We start from the raw sequence: 16,791 nt of genomic DNA on the forward strand, positions 1-16,791 counted from the left end.
TGATTAATAACTTAACGATGCGCCACCTTGTTTTACCGATAGCTTTGCGGTTTTGCCAAGTACCAGGCTGCAATTATTGGATACATGCCCCGCCGGAAAATCGAAACAAACGGGGTAATCATATTCGCGGGCTACGTCCATCACTATCTGCGGTATAGTTTGCCCAAAGGGAATGTCGTTATCCTTCATGTCTGTAAAGCCGCCCACTATTAAACCCGCAAGGTTTTTGAGCTTACCGGCGCGCTTAAGGCAGCGCAGCATCCGGTCTGCCGAGTAAAGGTATTCGCCCACATCCTCTATAAACAGTATTTTGCCGTTGTAATCTACATCGCTTACCGAGCCATTTGTTGCTACCAAAAGGGATAGGTTGCCGCCTATTAATACGCCGTTGGTATCGCCTAACCGGTTAAGCGGGTTCGGCGGAATCTGATAAGCCAATTCCTCACCAAACAGCGCCAATCGCAAAGTCTCCAGCGACCAGGCAGAGGCATCGGGTATATTTAATGGCATTTGCCCATGGATACAAGCCAAATTATAGTTGTTGATGATATGTGAGTGCAGTAACGTAATATCACTGAAGCCCACAACCCATTTTGGGTTGGTAACCAACCGGCTAAAATCAACCTTATCTATCATCCGGATGGTGCCGTAGCCACCGCGGGCGGCAATAATGGCTTTAACGTTGTCGTCATCGATAAAGCGCTGCATATCCGCCGCGCGAAGTTCGTCGTCGCCGGCAAATTGATTATATGATGCGGCTACCGTTTCTCCGAGGATAACCTCCAGTCCCCAGCTTTGCAGCAAATTGACAGCGCTCGTCATGGGGATGGGGAGCTTTTTTGCCGGGCAGGTGATGGCTACCTTGTCGCCTTTTTGCAGGTAAGGGGGTATAGTGGGGGCAGAAAAGCCTAAAGTCCGCATAAGTCCGGGTTCAATTAACAATTTTAAGGATGATGATAGTCTTTCTCGGTCATTCAGACTTTCCGTCTTCCCGACTAAAAACTTATCTTTGCAAATTAATAAACATACCTGCTTAATGTCGCAACTTAATAAATATAAAAGATATACAATAACATCGGCCCTTCCCTACGCAAACGGGCCGCTGCATATAGGTCACCTGGCCGGCGCGTACCTGCCTGCCGATATTTTTGTGCGCTACCTGCGGCTGATGAAAAAGGACGTGGTATACATTTGCGGATCTGACGAGCATGGCGCAGCCATCACCATCAAAGCCAAAAAGGAGGGCACAACGCCCCAGGCCATTATTGATAAATACCACAACCAGATAAAAGACAGTTTTGCGGAGTTTGGGATCTCTTTTGATATCTATCACCGCACCTCATCTGCCATACATCACGACCTTTCGCAGGAGTTTTTCCTGAATTTGTACGAGAAGGGTGAGTTCATCGAGAAATTCTCGGAGCAATATTACGATGAGGAGTTCGACCAGTTTTTGGCCGATCGATACATTACCGGTACCTGCCCCGTTTGCAGTTATGATAAGGCCTATGGCGACCAATGCGAGAATTGCGGCACATCGTTAAATCCTACTGATCTTATCAACCCGGTATCAACCCTGAGCAATAAAAAACCCGTGCTTAAGCCAACCAAACACTGGTTTTTGCCGCTTGATAAATACCAGCCCTGGCTTGAGAAATGGATAGACGAGAAGGAAGGCGAGTGGAAAGTGAATGTATTTGGGCAATGCCGCTCGTGGTTAAAATCGGGCTTGCAGCCGCGCTCGATGACCCGCGACCTGGATTGGGGTATTGATGTACCACTACAGGAAGCAAAAGGCAAGAAATTGTACGTGTGGATGGATGCGCCGATAGGTTACATCTCTGCTACTAAACAATGGGCTATAGATAACGGCAAGGATTGGCAGCAATACTGGAAAAAACAAGCCAATACCGAAGACGACGCTTGCCTGATGCACTTCATCGGCAAGGACAATATCGTGTTTCATTGCATCATATTCCCGGCGATACTGAAAGCGCACGGCGATTATATTTTACCACAGAATGTGCCCGCCAATGAGTTTTTAAACCTCGAAGGTGATAAACTGTCCACATCCCGCAACCACGCCGTTTGGCTGCACGAATACCTGGAAGAGTTTCCGGGCAAACAGGATGAATTGCGCTACGTACTTACTTCGATATTACCCGAGACCAGCGACAGCGAATTTACCTGGAAAGATTACCAGGCACGCGTGAACAACGAATTGGTTGCCATTTTGGGCAATTATGTGAATCGCATACTGGTGCTGATGCATAAATATTACGATGGCAAAGTAGAAACCGACGGCACTACACTAAAATTGACAGACGCCAAAATTGACGCAGAGCTGGGCGGCTATTATGATGAACTGGGCAAAAACCTGGAGAATTACCGTTTCCGTGCCGCAATGCAGAACGTAATGGATATGGCCCGTATGGGTAACCGTTATCTTACCGAGCAGGAGCCTTGGAAAACTATAAAAACAGAGCATGAAGCGGCTAAAACAGCCTTGCACAATAACGTGGTATTGGTTGGGCACATTGCAACCTGCCTGCAGCCATTTTTACCGGGCACAGCTGCAAAAATATTTGGGATGCTGAACGTTGATTCGGTGAGTTTTGACCAGGAATTGGAGTTTGCCAACGGGCACCAGCTAAACCCGGCGGCGTTGTTGTTTGCCAAGGTAGAGGATGAGGCGATGGACATCCAAATACAAAAGCTGGCCGATAAAAAGCAAGCCTCGGTTGCTAAAGTTGTTGCACCCGTGATACCCGCTAAAGCGAACATCAATTTTGATACTTTCGCGCAGATGGATATCCGTACCGGCACTATTTTAACCGCCGAAAAAGTAGCCAAAACCAAGAAACTTTTAAAACTGACCATTGACACAGGCATTGATCAACGCACGGTAGTATCTGGCATTGCCGAGCACTACGAACCCGAAGCTATCATTGGGCAGCAGGTAAGCATACTGGTTAATCTCGAGCCTCGCGAGATAAAAGGTATCCTTTCGCAAGGGATGATACTGATGGCCGAAAACGCAGAAGGCAAACTAAGCTTTGTAGCGCCTATCGACAATATGCCGAACGGATCGGTAACGCGATAAAGCAAATGTGCAGAATGTACTCCGCAATAAAGTCACGACCTGAAAACAATATTGATTTATCTTGTGAAATCCGGTTTGATAGGTTAATTTCAGAGCTAAATGAAATGCGGAAGGCGTTATAAAATCCGGTTAAAATTTGTCGGTTAATTTTTTAAAACAAACAATGAAATCGGTTATAAAAAGGGGGATAGCAGCTGCTGTAAACAATAAATTGCTTTGGATATTTATAAAACCCGTGGCTAAACTTGGTTTTTTTGCTTTTTACAGCCGCAGAGTAAAACAGGTCATAGTAAACGTTGAAGGCGGACCGTACGCATCAATTTTTGAAAAGAAAGAAGTGTTGAGCGGCCCATTTAAGGGCATGAAATATCCTTCTTTGTCGTCCGTGGGCAGCTCACTTTATCCAAAGCTTTTGGGTAGTTATGAAAAAGAACTTCATCAGGTAATAGGTGAATTAATGGGGAATAACTACACCGAAATTTTGGATATTGGTTGTGCTGAGGGTTATTACGCCATTGGTTTGAGCTTAAAAAAACCGCGGGCAAAAGTATATGCATACGATACCGACGAAACTGCCAGAGCCTTGTGTGAAAAAATGGCTCACCTAAACGGCGTGGATGACAAGGTGATTTTAAGGGAAACATGCACGGCGAAAGAGCTGGTCCATTTTAAATTTACAGGCCATGCGTTAATTGTTTGTGATTGTGAAGGCTATGAAGAACATCTTTTTACGCCGCAAAACGTTTCCAATTTAAAAGACTGCGATTTGCTGATTGAAACGCACGATTTTTTGAACCTGAGCACTTCGCTTAACTTAATTGAGCTGTTCAAACAAACACATCATATCAAAATAATTAAAAGTATTGGTGATATTGAAAAAGCCCAAACCTACGTTTACCCGGAAACCCATAACCTGAGCTTAAACGAAAAATTCGAACTGCACTGCGAACGGAGGCCAACCATTATGGATTGGCTTGTTTGCACCCCTATTTAAAGTTTCGGTAGTTATAAACAAAGAGTTACATAGCTTCTTCAGCTTACTTTCAATCTTGCCCTAGCAGATGTGCAAATGATTTTGACAAACTCAACCAAAATTTGCACCTTTGCATTTCTTAAAATCTGCATATTTGCACATCCGCACATTTGTATATTTGATAGGTCCTGTAGTTCAACGGATAGAATAGGAGTTTCCTAAACTCTAGATATGAGTTCGATTCTCGTCAGGACCACATTTACACCCATCCATGGGAACGGCATGGGAAAGATTATTTAAAACCCTTTAGATGGAAATCTGAAGGGTTTTTATTTTTATTGTTATTAATGAGATTCGCCTGTATGAGACAAGTTTAGTTCAAGATCGACTTTGCTTATAAATTCCTTTTCAAATATATCAGTAAACTCTTTCAACATTTCTTTTGTTACTCCTCCGTTACAATCACTTCCTCCTTTGTGATTTTTATCAAATGCGTAACAAATAAAAATTTCAGAGTTACTGGAAGTTTTCCAATCTTCTTCATCTCCATAGTATCTAAAAGTATATTCATTAACTTCTTGTCCGGAAGTTATTTTTATTGTGACATAATTTTCCACATCATTATAATAATTATCACCAGTACTTTGATCTCCCGAAGAAGCTGAATTAGTTGGTGGATTACTTGATTTATCCAATGAGGTGTCTCTATAGATATTAGAGCTGCTTTTTATAACCTTCATTATTGCTTGTTGCAACTTTTCCTTTTTTATTGCATATTTATATTCCTTTAAAGAACCATGTGTCCCAGCGCTAATAAAACAACCAGTCACAACAACAGAGAGGAATATCACCCCCCCCCCAATAAAATCTCTTAGTACACATGTTATTTCGAAAAACTAAAATTATTATAAATAATCGCTTAATGTTAATAGAAGAATATTTATTTCAAAACCCTAACAAATTATCCTCTAAACCCGCCGCACAATGCAAAGCAGCTATAAAAGAGTTCGAGTTTTGTAGTCTAAGGACCACTAAATGACCGCCGTATGCTCAGCATGGGAATAAAATTGAAAAAGCCTTTAGATGAAAATCTGAAGGCTTTTTTATTTCAGTTATAAATTTGAAGCAACATCCGCTATCAAGTGTTCTTCAGTTAGGGGCGTTGCACCTTATAACCCAAACCTATGTTTACATTGATAAATATGTTACTTTGTTTATTGTTGGGCCCATTTTGCAACTTATAGTTGTCGTCTATCTTCCAGTTACTATTAGAGGCTTGCAAGTAATAACCAAACCTTACGCCGATAGGCAAACTGCGATGGATGGTATAGCTATCTATCTTTTTATCTTTAATGCCTATCAAATAATCAAAACCTGCACCAAACTCCAGGCCAAAGCGCGGGTTCCATAAAGTTTTGCTTGCCGTTTGATTTAACAGTTCTGTCGAAAAATCAGATGTATTTTGCGTGCGTTTATCGTCGCGAATATTTAACATGGCCGCCGATAAATTCAACCCAACGAAGGGGAACGCCCGCATTTTTTCATGTGTAGCAACGTTATAGCCAAGCCGGCCATAAATTTGGTATTGATTGTATTTGGCTCTGATGCCGTTGGTTGTATTAGCCGCCGAGTTCGACATAAAACTGGCTCCAATTCCATCCTCCATGATCCAGTTTTTGCGGCTATGATTCATAGACACGTTAAGCCAATAATTGTTATCGGGTAAAGCCGGAATGCCGTTGGCATTTAAGATCCCGCTTAGCTGCCCCAGTTTACTTTGCCGGTACATTCCCTGTATCTGCATCGTTCCTGAGACCTCTTTACCCATCATGCCCTGGGCGTTCGCTGCCGAAGTGATAGTTAGTATTGCCGCTGCCAATACAAGCAGCTTATTTAGTTTTTTCATGCCAAAGTTTTATTGTTAATATAATAAGTAAAAGCGCGCCCCTTTGTTTGAGCCAAAGCACATAACTCGAAGATTTAGTTAACCACATCCTCATACACAACACAAATCGTCCCTGCCGATCATTGTATTACTGGCCAAATTTGCTAATAGCTTCAGGAGTGACCGGTGTAAAGAAATTAATCAAATTGCCGTCCGGATCGCGAAATAATAACGAGCGATTGCCCCAGGGCATAGTTGTTGGCTTTTGCACGATGGTGCCTGCCAGATCTTTTATCCTCTCGTAATCATCGTCAACATTCTTAACGCGGAATTCGATGATCACGCTTTTGTTACTGGCTGCTTCTGTAATATTCTGGCCAAATAAGCCCATCGTTCGCGTGCTGCCTAACGCTAATGTCCCTCCCGGGGTAACTATTTCCGCAAAGTCTTCAGTATACCAATTAGCAGGCAAGTCTGTGGCTTTTTCAAAAAATTGAACCAGATTTTTGAGGTCATCGGTAATGATCCGTAGTGATGTTAAATTCATTATCTTATTGTTTTGATCGCTAAAAAAATATTGTTGTTACAAATGTAAAATGGCCTGGTGACAGCAGTATGTCAACAGGCGCAATGTTACGATTTGATAAAATAGTTGGATAATCATAATGCCGGCAAATAATAAGCTAAACGCGGCACAATATAATCAGCCATAAAAGAGGTCGAGTTTTGTATCGCAAAACCCGCTTTTCCATTTTAATCCCAGCGGACTTCACCATTAAACTTAACTAATTTATTTTTCCTCAAACCGAAGGCAAATACCCCCTAAGCACCCCCAATAAATTTCCCTTGCCAATACAGTACATAACAGTTATCAGGTTTGGGTTAGTTAGCTTAGCATTGTTATTTACCAATTAACCTAATTTTCATGCAAGCAATATTTGGGATCATATTCCATTTTATCGGTGGTTTTGCCTCGGGCAGTTTTTATATACCCTATAAAAAAGTAAAAGGTTGGGCCTGGGAAAGCTTTTGGATAGTAGGCGGTATCTTCTCCTGGCTTATCGTTCCGCCTGTAGCAGCATGGTTAACTGTTCCGCATTTTGTAGAGATCATTCAGGCTACCAATGGCGGTATTTTGAGCTTAACCTATTTCTTCGGATTGTTATGGGGCATCGGCGGCTTAACGTACGGCTTGGGCGTCCGCTACTTGGGCGTATCGTTAGGCAGCACCATTATATTGGGCCTATGCTCGGTATTTGGGGCTCTGGTGCCCGCGGTTTTTTACCAGTTTTCGCCAACGGCTGGTAAAGATAGCATTGGTACACTGGCTACAACCCATTGGGGACAAATGGTTTTATTGGGCATCCTGGTATGCGTTATTGGTATAATTATTTGCGGCAGAGCCGGTACTTTAAAAGAGCGCGACCTGGCTAAAGAGGGTGCCGCAGCCAACGAAAATAAAGAGTACCGTTTTGGCCTGGGTATAACCGTTGCCATTATATCGGGTGTGCTCAGCGCTTGTTTTGCGTTCGGTATTGATGCGGGTGCAGATATGGCGAACGCGGCAAACGCGGCATGGAGAACGGCCAACCACATTACCGATAATGCTAATTTTCTTTACAAAAACAACGTTACCTACATAGTGATCCTTTGGGGTGGCTTAACAACCAACTTTATATGGTGCATGGTTTTAAACGCCCGCAATAAAACATTTGGCAACTACACCGATAGTAAAACGCCGCTGTTAAAAAACTATATCTTTTCGGCCTTGGCAGGCACTACCTGGTTTCTGCAATTCTTTTTTTATGGCATGGGCGAAAGCAAGCTGGGCAATGGCGCAAGCTCGTGGATCCTGCACATGGCCTTCATTATATTGGTAGCCAATGGTTGGGGCCTGGTGTTAAAGGAATGGAAAGGGGTGAGTAAAAAGGCTTTAACTACGGTAATTGCGGGGATTGTTACCATCATCATTTCTGTACTGATCGTGGGTTATGGTAATTCTATTAAGGGTTGATCTTGAGCAGTGTATGATTTAAACATCACCTTGCGCAAGACAGTGCATGACAGTTTGAAAATATTGGTTAGCTAAATTCGAAGTGTTAACCCGATAATGCCCAAAAACTATGGGCGACTTTAGTAATAATAAATATAATAATTGAAAGATATGTCTGTCAATACAACACAATTTAAACACGTAAGCTACCTCTGGGACGATGCTAAAGCCGATGAACTGGCCGGCGACGAAGTAGCCCTGTTAATATACCGCTCTAACCTGCTCGGTGCCGATCTGCGCCTTACTAACTACGGGGGCGGCAATACCTCCTGCAAGGTAACAGATAAAGACCCCCTGACCGGAAAAGAAGTACAGGTGATGTGGATAAAGGGGTCGGGTGGCGATATTGGCACCCTGAAAAAAAACGGATTGGCTGCCCTATATGTTGACAGGCTGCGCAGCCTAACCAATGTTTACCGCGGAATTGAGTTTGAAGATGAAATGGTAGCATTATTTAACCACAGCATTTTTGATCTTGATTCTAAAGCACCATCGATAGATACGCCTTTACACGGCTTTTTGCCTTTCAAACATATCGACCACCTGCACCCCGACGCAGCTATTGCTATCGCGGCAGCAAAAGACGGGGAGAAGATAACGCAGGAATTATTCGGCGGCACCATAGGTTGGGTAGGCTGGCAACGCCCCGGTTTCGATCTGGGCTTGCAGCTGAAAGAGTGTCTGGATAATAACCCCGGCATCCGCGGCATTATGCTTGGCTCGCATGGCTTGTTCACCTGGGGCGATACGGCTTATGAAAGCTATATCAACACCCTCGAAGTAATAGAAAAATGTGCTGAATACCTCGAGCAAAGCTACGCCAAAAATGGCAGCGTATTTGGTGGGCAAAAAATAGAAAGCCTGCATGAGGCCGACCGTAAAAAACAAGCCGTTGCCCTGGCGCCGATACTACGCGGTTTCTGTTCTTCAAAAACGCAAATGATAGGCCACTATACCGATGATGTAAGGGTATTGGAATACACCAATTCTAACGACCTGGACCGTTTGGCACCCATGGGTACCAGCTGCCCCGATCACTTTTTGCGTACTAAGATCAGTCCGCTGGTTTTAACGCTTGCAGCGGGTGAAGACCTTGGCGATGTTGCTGCCATAAAAGAAAAACTTACCCCTGCATTTGAGGAGTACCGCAAAATGTACGAGGATTATTATAACACTTGCAAACACCCCAACAGCCCCGGCATCCGCGATGCTAACCCGGTGGTGATATTGTATCCCGGTGTGGGCATGTTCACCTTTGCAAAGGATAAACAAACGGCAAGGGTAGCAGCTGAGTTTTACATCAACGCCATCAACGTAATGAAGGGTGCCGAGGCGATCTCCGAATACACTTCCCTGCCACGCCAGGAAGCCTTTGATATCGAGTATTGGTTGCTGGAAGAAGCAAAATTACAGCGCATGCCTAAGCCAAAAGCATTATCTGGCCGTGTTGCTTTGGTAACCGGTAGTGCCGGCGGCATTGGTAAAGCCATCGCCAAAAAATTCGCGGAAGAGGGTGCCGTTGTTATCCTGAATGATATGAATGTCGACCGCTTGGCCGGTGCCTACGAGGAATTTGTAAAACAATTTGGTAAAGATGCCTGCACAACCGCAACGTTAGATGTCACCAGCGAAAGCCAGATCCAGCACGCTATAGCTACAGCCATACTGGCCTTTGGCGGGGTTGATCTGATTGTTAATAACGCGGGTCTGTCCATCTCAAAAACCATAGGCGACCATACCGAAAAGGATTGGGACCTGCTATACAATGTATTGGTGAAAGGGCAGTTCTTTGTAACCCAGGCTGCGGTTGCTGTAATGAAAAAACAGGCAATTGGTGGCGATATCATCAACATCGTGAGTAAGAATGCTTTGGTAAGCGGGCCTAACAACGCAGGCTACGGCAGCGCAAAAGCGGCGCAGCTGCACCTGAGCAGGTTGAACGCTGCCGAACTGGGTGCCGATCATATCCGTGTAAACGTAATTAACCCGGATGCGGTAATAAGCGATAGCAATATATGGGCCGGCGGGTGGGCCGAAGGCCGTGCAAAAGCTTACGGCGTTACAGTTGCCGAATTACCTGCTTATTACGCTAAACGGACCCTGCTTAACGAGGTGATTCTTCCGGTAGATATTGCCAATGCATGCTTTGCTTTAACTGGTGGCTTGCTCGGTAAATCAACCGGGAATGTGATTAACGTAGATGGGGGCGTTGCCGCAGGATTTGTAAGATAATTCGCAATAAATTAATTGAAAAACAGCCGGCTAACCACCGGCTAAACCAAATTATAACCAAATGCAAATTGAGAAACATAAGGTTGATGAGCTTAACCATCAGCTAAGCGCTAAACATACACATCAGTTTGAGCACATTGCCGCCGACGTTAATAACGTTGAGGGGGTGCTGACTAAACTCGGCGCTTTTAACGTTGCCATACCAAGCTGGGCTTTGGGTACCGGTGGTACCCGCTTCGGTCGTTTTTCGGGCGGCGGCGAGCCGCGCAGTCTGGAAGAGAAGATAGAAGATGTGGGCGTGATTCACGCGCTGAACAAGTCCAGCAGTTCCATTTCCCTGCACATCCCGTGGGATATCCCGGAGAATGCAACGGCAATGAACGTGTTGGCAGCGCAGCATGGCTTACATTTTGATGCCGTAAACTCCAACACCTTCCAGGATCAGAAAGATCAAAAGCTGAGCTACAAGTTCGGCTCTCTGCATCATACCGATAAGGCCGTGCGCAAACAGGCAATTGAGCATAACATCGAGGTGATCAAATACGGGGTGCAACTAAATTCGAAGGCATTGTCGGTTTGGCTTTCAGATGGCTCTAACTTCCCGGGTCAGCTAAACTTCCGTAAGGCATTTCAAAACACGCTGGAAAGCCTGCAGGAAATTTATGAGGCTTTGCCCGACGACTGGAAGGTTTGGGTAGAGTACAAGCCCTACGAGCCAAACTTCTACTCCACCACTATTGGCGACTGGGGCCAGTCTTACCTGTTGGCATCTAAACTGGGGCCAAAGGCAAGCACACTGGTAGATCTTGGTCACCATTTGCAGGGCACCAATATAGAGCAGATCGTATCTATACTGTTGATGGAAAATAAACTTGCAGGTTTCCATTTTAACGACTCAAAATATGGCGACGACGACCTTACCGTGGGCAGCATTAACCCATACCAATTGTTCCTGATATTTAACGAACTGGTAGAAGGGATGGATGCAAGGGGCATGAACCATGCAACCGATCTGGGCTGGATGATAGATGCATCGCATAACGTTAAAGACCCGGTAGAGGATCTGCTTCAATCGGTACAAGCCATCAAAATTGCGTATGCCCAGGCGCTTATTGTAGACAAGGCGGCGTTAGTCGCGGCGCAAAACAACAACGATGTGACTTTGGCGCAGGAGATACTGCAGCAGGCCTATCGCACAGATGTAAGGCCGCTTGTTGCGGAAGCCAGCCTGCGAAACGGTGGTTCGTTAGACCCGGTTAGTGCGTATAGGAGGTTAAGCGTACGCGAACAATTAATAAGCGAACGTGGTTTAAAAACGGTAGCTACGGGATTGTAATATGATGAACGCCATACCTGTCATAGCCATATTTGATGTAGGTAAGACCAATAAAAAGCTGTTCCTGTTTGATCGGGACTACCGTATTGTTTTTGAAAAAACTGCGCGGTTTATAGAAACAGTGGACGAAGATTGCTTTGCCTGCGAAAACCTGCAAAGCCTGCGCTTGTCGGTATTCGATTCGCTGAGCGAAATTTTCAGGTTAAAGGAATTTACGGTAAAGGCAGTGAATTTTTCTGCGTACGGTGCCAGCTTTGTTTATTTAGACGAATTTGGCCAGGCGGTAGCGCCCTTGTACAATTACCTTAAGCCCTACCCGCAAGATCTCAGCAATCAGTTTTATTCAACGTATGGCGGCGAGCTTAAGTTTAGTACCGAAACCGCTTCCCCTATTTTGGGCAACCTAAATTCGGGCTTACAGCTTTACCGGATCAAGCATGAGAAGCCGGAATTGTTTAAGCGTATAAAATACGCCCTGCATTTACCGCAGTACTTAAGCTTTTTACTTTCGGGCCAGTACTATTCCGATCTTACCAGCATAGGCTGCCACACCGCGTTATGGGATTTTGCGAACGACCGCTACCACGAATGGGTGCAACGCGAAGGGCTGGCCTTAAAACTCGCCCCCGTAGCCGCAGCGGACAAGGCCTTGCCTGCCTTGTTCCCCGGGAATAACTATAAGGTGGGGGTAGGCCTGCACGATAGTTCGGCGGCGCTTATTCCTTACCTGGTGAATTTTAGCGAGCCCTTTATTCTTATTTCAACCGGTACCTGGTGCATTAGTTTAAACCCTTTTAATCAATCGCCTTTAACAGCGGACGAGCTGAATAAGGATTGCCTTTTTTATATCCAGTATAAAGGTAAACACGTAAAGGCTTCGCGTTTATTTTCCGGGTTTGAGCATGAGCAGCAGGTGAAAAGGATAGGCGTCCATTTTAACCAGGATGCCATCAAATTTAGGAATCTCCCTTTCGATCCTGAGGTGATGGTTAAGCTAAAAAAGAGAAATAGGCACGCACCAAAAGCAGGATTTGTCAAAGAATCGGTATTCGCATCAAGGGACCTGTCGGCATTTGATAACGATGAGGAAGCCTATCACCAGTTGGCCCTCGATCTGGTCAATTTGCAGGTGGAATCGACGAAGCTGGTATTAACCAACACGCCGGTTAAAAGGATCTTTGTTGATGGCGGCTTTAGCAAAAACAGCATTTACATGCATTTACTGGCTTCTTCTTTTCACAACATAGAGACCTTCGCCGCATCAATGGCACAGGCCTCGGCAGTTGGTGCGGCGTTAAGCATCCATAAAGAATGGAATACCAAACCCATCCCGAGCGATATCATCGAACTAAAATATTATTCAGCAAGCGAGGCCATAGCGCTATGAACACAGGGTGTTTTAACGGGCTTTATATCGGATACTATTGCCGGATGAGAGAAATATCCGTAAATATGTGTTTTACAAGAACTATGAGCTAAAACTATTTCATGAAGCAGCTTACCCTTTATGATTTTATCAAGATAGACGAATATTCCGCAACGCCAAAATATTTACAGTTAGCCAATTCTGTCATCAATGCGCTGGAAGCCGGTGTTATAAAAAAGGATTATCTTCTTCCATCTATTAACGAACTGAGCTACCAGTTCGACATTTCAAGAGATACCATCCATAAAAGTTACCGTCACTTAAAAAAAATTGGAGTGGTTACGTCTTTTCCAGGCAAGGGCTATTGTATCTCCAACCTCGATTTTCGGCAGAAACTAAAAATATTTTTATTGTTCAACAAACTGAGCGCGCATAAAAAGATCATATATGATTCGTTGGTGGCCGCCCTCGGAGATGATGTGGCCATCGATTTTTATATTTATAACAACGACTTCAACCTGTTTAAAAAATTGCTGCAATCTGCAAAGGAAGATTATTCGCACTATGTAATTATCCCTCACTTTATAGAAGGCGGTGAAAACGCCAACGAGGTGATCAATGCCATCCCCAAGGATAAGCTGATACTGCTGGATAAGAACATCCCCGGCATAACCGGCGAATACAGTGTGGTGTACGAAAACTTTGAGAAAGATATTTATAACGCGCTTTACCAGGCACGCACGCAGTTAAGTAGGTATCACACCATAAAACTCGTTTTCCCGGAGCAGACGTATTTCCCGGTGGAGATCATTAGCGGCTTTAAGCGCTTTTGCCAGCAGTACGCGTTTAACCACGAAGTGATCAGCAATATAAGCGATGCCTCAATAAATAAAGGGGAAGTGTTCATTAGCCTGATGGAAGACGACCTGGTGGTTTTGCTGGAACGGATTTTAGAGTATAAGTTTAAAGCCGGTAAAGATGTAGGCGTTATCTCGTATAATGAAACACCCTTAAAAAAGGTACTGCTTAATGGTATCACCACCATATCAACCGATTTTAAGTACATGGGTGCAGTGGCGGCAAGCATGATTTTGGAAAGCACCAAAAGAAAAACGGAAGTGCCCTTTTATTACATCCGGAGGGCCTCCTTATAATCCGAGCGGTTATACAATTTCCCGGATCATCACTTTTAATAACAGGGTAACAATTGACCGCATTTTGGCCACGAAAAAAGCTAAATTTGCACACTTGTTTGCATCTAACTACCCCGTGCCCGCCAAAATGAAAATGTTTAACAGATATTTATTACCCTTTAAAGCGGTATATAAAAATTGCTGTACCTTTTTGTTATTTGCCTTGGCAACGTCGCAGGGAAGCGCCCAGGGTCTGCAGTTCAACTCCAACGACAGCCTGATGAGCAAACGTACATCGTATGTTGTTTTTGCTGATAATGTACCAACCTTTCATAATCATTTAACAATAAGTTTCGATCTGTCGTTATGGGATAACGACCACCTTGGTTACGTTTTTAACATTACCGATACCCGCAACAATTCTTACAGCCTTACCTACATTTATAACCACAACGGGTCGCCGGCGCTGAATTTTAATATTGATAGCAAAAGCAACAAAATTGAGATCCCCCTTAACCTTGCCCAGCTAAAAAAACGGAAGTGGATGCCCGTTAAGGTGGATATTGGCCTCGCCGATAACACGGTAACATTTTTAATGAACGGCAAACTGTACCGCGCAAAAGATTTTGGGTTTGAGGATAAAATTACGCCGCAGATCACCTTTGGTAAAAACCCGCATTATTCTGATGTACCTAAAATGGCCATCAAAAACCTCATCATTAGCGATGCGGATGATCGCTACTTTTTCCCGCTGGCAGAATGGAAAGGCAACGCCGTGCATAACGACGAAGGTGAAACGTTCGGCTATGTAGATCACCCTGCCTGGCTCATCAACGAATCGTATTCCTGGACGCCGAAATTCAGCAAAAGCTTTTTTGAAGTAGCCGGGCTAAATTTTGATGCGGCAAAACAGCAGCTTTTTGTCTTTAAAAGGGACTCGCTTCTCACCTATAACCTGCCCGATGAACGGATAGAGGTAAAACCATTTCAAAACAGGCTTCCGATGGCGCTTTTGCTGGGCAAGAGCGTTATTAACACTCGCCTGAACAAATGTTATGTGTACGAAGTTCAACCGCCCGATACATCGCACGGCATAGCCGCGCTCGATCTGGCAACGTTGAGATGGGAAGAAATAGGAAAAGGCTTTATTAAAGATCAACACCATCATCATAATGCCTTTTTTGATAAAGACCAGCAAAATATTTACCTGTTTGGTGGCTACGGTTCTTTCTCCTATCATAAAGACTTTTTTAGGTATAAAGAGGAGGCCGACAAGTGGGAGACCGTAGCATTTAAAGGCGATGCCATCTCGCCACGATTTTTTTCGGGAAGCAGCCAGGCCGATGAGCGTAATGAACTTTATATTTTTGGAGGGTACGGCAATCAATCCGGCAACCAAATAGTTGGCGGCACGCATTATTACGATTTGTACTGGGTTAGCCTAACTACCCGTACCATAAAAAAATGCTGGGAAATAAAGCCGGATGAAGAGCCTTATGTATCGGCCAACAACCTTATCCTTTCCAAAGACAAAAAGTATTTTTACGCTTTATGTTACCCGCACGAAAAACCCAAAACCAGCCTGCGGCTTTATAAATTCTCTATAAAAGATGGGTCCTACGAAATAGTAAGCGGTGCCATTCCTGTTACCTCCGAGCGGATAGAAAGCGATTTCAACCTGTTTTACGATGCCCGGCAGGAACAGTTTATTTGTACGGCGCAGGAATTTACATCACCTACCAAATCGTCTGTACGTGTTTTTACATTGGTTGCCCCGCCGGTCAGCCAGGCGGCTTACCTGGCCTCGCACCAGCCGGCTACTCCAGGTTTTAGCCAGTATATTAAATACTTGGTAATTGTTTTGTTGATCGCTGCTGCTGCGGTATGGTACCTGGTTAGAAAGCGCCGGTTAAAAGCGCTGGAGAACGGCGATGAAAACGAACTCCCGGAGGATATTTACAATACAAAGAAGGCTGCCGAAAAGAAACCCAACGCGGTTTACACCCTGGGCGATTTCGCGGTATTTGATAAAACCGGCAGGGACATCTCCTACATGTTCAGCCCTAAAATAAAGCAGCTGTTCATCCTCGTTTTGTTGAACAGCCGCGGGGGGCATGGCGTGGTATCCAAAAAGATCTCTGCAACGCTATGGCCCGATAAGGAAGTTACCAAAACAAAGAACATCAGGGGGGTGACCATCAATCACCTGCGAAACATCATAGCGGATATCGATGGCATCGAACTCAGCTTTGTGAACGATACCTATTGCTTTGTATTGCAGGAAGGTTTTTTTTGTGATTATTTCGCGGTAGCTGATGCGATAACGCAGCTTAAACAACACCAGCTAACACCCGACGAGTTGTTAGCCACGCAGCTCGATCTCTTTTCGCGCGGGGCTCTCTTGCCCGATATACAGGAACCCTGGTTGGATGAAACCAAAGTGGGCTTCGAAGAAGCGCTATTGCAGATCATCGTCCCCGAAATCAGACGGATCTATGATAGCGGCGAACGCAAAAAAGCACTGGACCTGTGCCGGGTTGTAATGGCCATTGACCCCTTTAATGATACCGCGCTAAAATTCAAGCTCAAGGCACTCCGCCGGATAAAGGGCGTTGATGTTGCCAGGCGCGCCTATGATGAATTTGTTGCCGATTATGCCCGATCCCTCGGCGGTGAATATCCCATCCATTTCGATAAGATCTGTAAATAA

At 44.7% G+C, this 16,791-nt stretch carries 12 protein-coding genes and 1 tRNA gene; 9 read left to right on the plus strand and 4 right to left on the minus strand.

The genetic code is table 11. The features are described from left to right. Positions 1-3: 3 nt before the first annotated feature. Entirely contained in the window at positions 4-921 is a 918-nt protein-coding gene (locus EPL05_RS11285; protein ID WP_128534066.1) for a S66 peptidase family protein, read from the minus strand. Between the two features lie 115 nt (positions 922-1,036). Here EPL05_RS11285 and metG point away from each other — a divergent pair, with 115 nt between their 5' ends. The 3 genes from metG to EPL05_RS11300 all read left to right on the plus strand — a co-directional run bounded on the left by metG (position 1,037) and on the right by EPL05_RS11300 (position 4,332). Beyond that, complete coding sequence (gene metG, locus EPL05_RS11290; protein ID WP_128534067.1) at positions 1,037-3,103, plus strand: methionine--tRNA ligase; 2,067 nt, start codon at positions 1,037-1,039, stop codon at positions 3,101-3,103. Positions 3,104-3,266: 163 nt separating this feature from the next. Further along, the gene (locus EPL05_RS11295) at positions 3,267-4,097 is read left to right on the plus strand and encodes a methyltransferase (protein WP_128534068.1); all 831 of its coding nucleotides are present in this window, start codon (positions 3,267-3,269) and stop codon (positions 4,095-4,097) included. 163 nt (positions 4,098-4,260) lie between these two features. Next, a tRNA-Arg gene (locus EPL05_RS11300) sits at positions 4,261-4,332 on the plus strand. Positions 4,333-4,420: 88 nt separating this feature from the next. Here EPL05_RS11300 and EPL05_RS11305 read toward each other — a convergent pair. The 3 genes from EPL05_RS11305 to EPL05_RS11315 form a co-directional block, all read right to left on the minus strand. Then, the gene (locus tag EPL05_RS11305) at positions 4,421-4,927 is read right to left on the minus strand and encodes a hypothetical protein (protein WP_128534069.1); all 507 of its coding nucleotides are present in this window, start codon (positions 4,925-4,927) and stop codon (positions 4,421-4,423) included. A 302-nt stretch (positions 4,928-5,229) separates the two neighbouring features. Continuing rightward, positions 5,230-5,982, minus strand: coding sequence for a hypothetical protein (locus EPL05_RS11310; RefSeq protein WP_128534070.1), 753 nt, complete (start codon positions 5,980-5,982; stop codon positions 5,230-5,232). 127 nt (positions 5,983-6,109) lie between these two features. Then, positions 6,110-6,508: a VOC family protein gene (locus EPL05_RS11315; RefSeq protein ID WP_128534071.1), complete on the minus strand. Its 399-nt coding sequence runs from the start codon at positions 6,506-6,508 to the stop codon at positions 6,110-6,112. Between the two features lie 378 nt (positions 6,509-6,886). On the opposite strand from EPL05_RS11315, the gene rhaT reads away from it, so the two are divergent. From rhaT to EPL05_RS11345, 6 genes are all read left to right on the plus strand, one after another. Continuing rightward, complete coding sequence (gene rhaT, locus EPL05_RS11320) at positions 6,887-7,975, plus strand: L-rhamnose/proton symporter RhaT (protein ID WP_128534072.1); 1,089 nt, start codon at positions 6,887-6,889, stop codon at positions 7,973-7,975. 150 nt (positions 7,976-8,125) lie between these two features. Continuing rightward, a complete protein-coding gene (locus EPL05_RS11325) occupies positions 8,126-10,246 on the plus strand; it encodes a bifunctional aldolase/short-chain dehydrogenase (RefSeq protein ID WP_128534073.1) in 2,121 nt (706 codons plus the stop codon). A gap of 61 nt (positions 10,247-10,307) precedes the next feature. Further along, positions 10,308-11,582, plus strand: a complete 1,275-nt coding sequence (locus tag EPL05_RS11330; protein WP_128534074.1) for a TIM barrel protein — start codon at positions 10,308-10,310, stop codon at positions 11,580-11,582. A 4-nt stretch (positions 11,583-11,586) separates the two neighbouring features. Next, entirely contained in the window at positions 11,587-12,969 is a 1,383-nt protein-coding gene (locus EPL05_RS11335; protein WP_128534217.1) for an FGGY-family carbohydrate kinase, read from the plus strand. A gap of 101 nt (positions 12,970-13,070) precedes the next feature. Next, positions 13,071-14,102, plus strand: coding sequence for a GntR family transcriptional regulator (locus tag EPL05_RS11340; protein WP_128534075.1), 1,032 nt, complete (start codon positions 13,071-13,073; stop codon positions 14,100-14,102). Positions 14,103-14,166: 64 nt separating this feature from the next. Beyond that, positions 14,167-16,791, plus strand: a complete 2,625-nt coding sequence (locus EPL05_RS11345) for a Kelch repeat-containing protein (RefSeq protein ID WP_128534076.1) — start codon at positions 14,167-14,169, stop codon at positions 16,789-16,791.

Origin of the sequence: Mucilaginibacter gilvus, from assembly GCF_004054195.1 — a bacterium.
GTDB lineage: Bacteria > Bacteroidota > Bacteroidia > Sphingobacteriales > Sphingobacteriaceae > Mucilaginibacter > Mucilaginibacter gilvus.

Coding starts and splice junctions, on each gene's coding strand:
- EPL05_RS11285 (WP_128534066.1), bottom strand. CDS start 921: ATGCGGACTTTAGGCTTTTCTGCCCCCACTATACCCCCTTACCTGCAA.
- metG (WP_128534067.1), top strand. CDS start 1,037: ATGTCGCAACTTAATAAATATAAAAGATATACAATAACATCGGCCCTT.
- EPL05_RS11295 (WP_128534068.1), top strand. CDS start 3,267: ATGAAATCGGTTATAAAAAGGGGGATAGCAGCTGCTGTAAACAATAAA.
- EPL05_RS11310 (WP_128534070.1), bottom strand. CDS start 5,982: ATGAAAAAACTAAATAAGCTGCTTGTATTGGCAGCGGCAATACTAACT.
- EPL05_RS11315 (WP_128534071.1), bottom strand. CDS start 6,508: ATGAATTTAACATCACTACGGATCATTACCGATGACCTCAAAAATCTG.
- rhaT (WP_128534072.1), top strand. CDS start 6,887: ATGCAAGCAATATTTGGGATCATATTCCATTTTATCGGTGGTTTTGCC.
- EPL05_RS11325 (WP_128534073.1), top strand. CDS start 8,126: ATGTCTGTCAATACAACACAATTTAAACACGTAAGCTACCTCTGGGAC.
- EPL05_RS11330 (WP_128534074.1), top strand. CDS start 10,308: ATGCAAATTGAGAAACATAAGGTTGATGAGCTTAACCATCAGCTAAGC.
- EPL05_RS11335 (WP_128534217.1), top strand. CDS start 11,587: ATGAACGCCATACCTGTCATAGCCATATTTGATGTAGGTAAGACCAAT.
- EPL05_RS11340 (WP_128534075.1), top strand. CDS start 13,071: ATGAAGCAGCTTACCCTTTATGATTTTATCAAGATAGACGAATATTCC.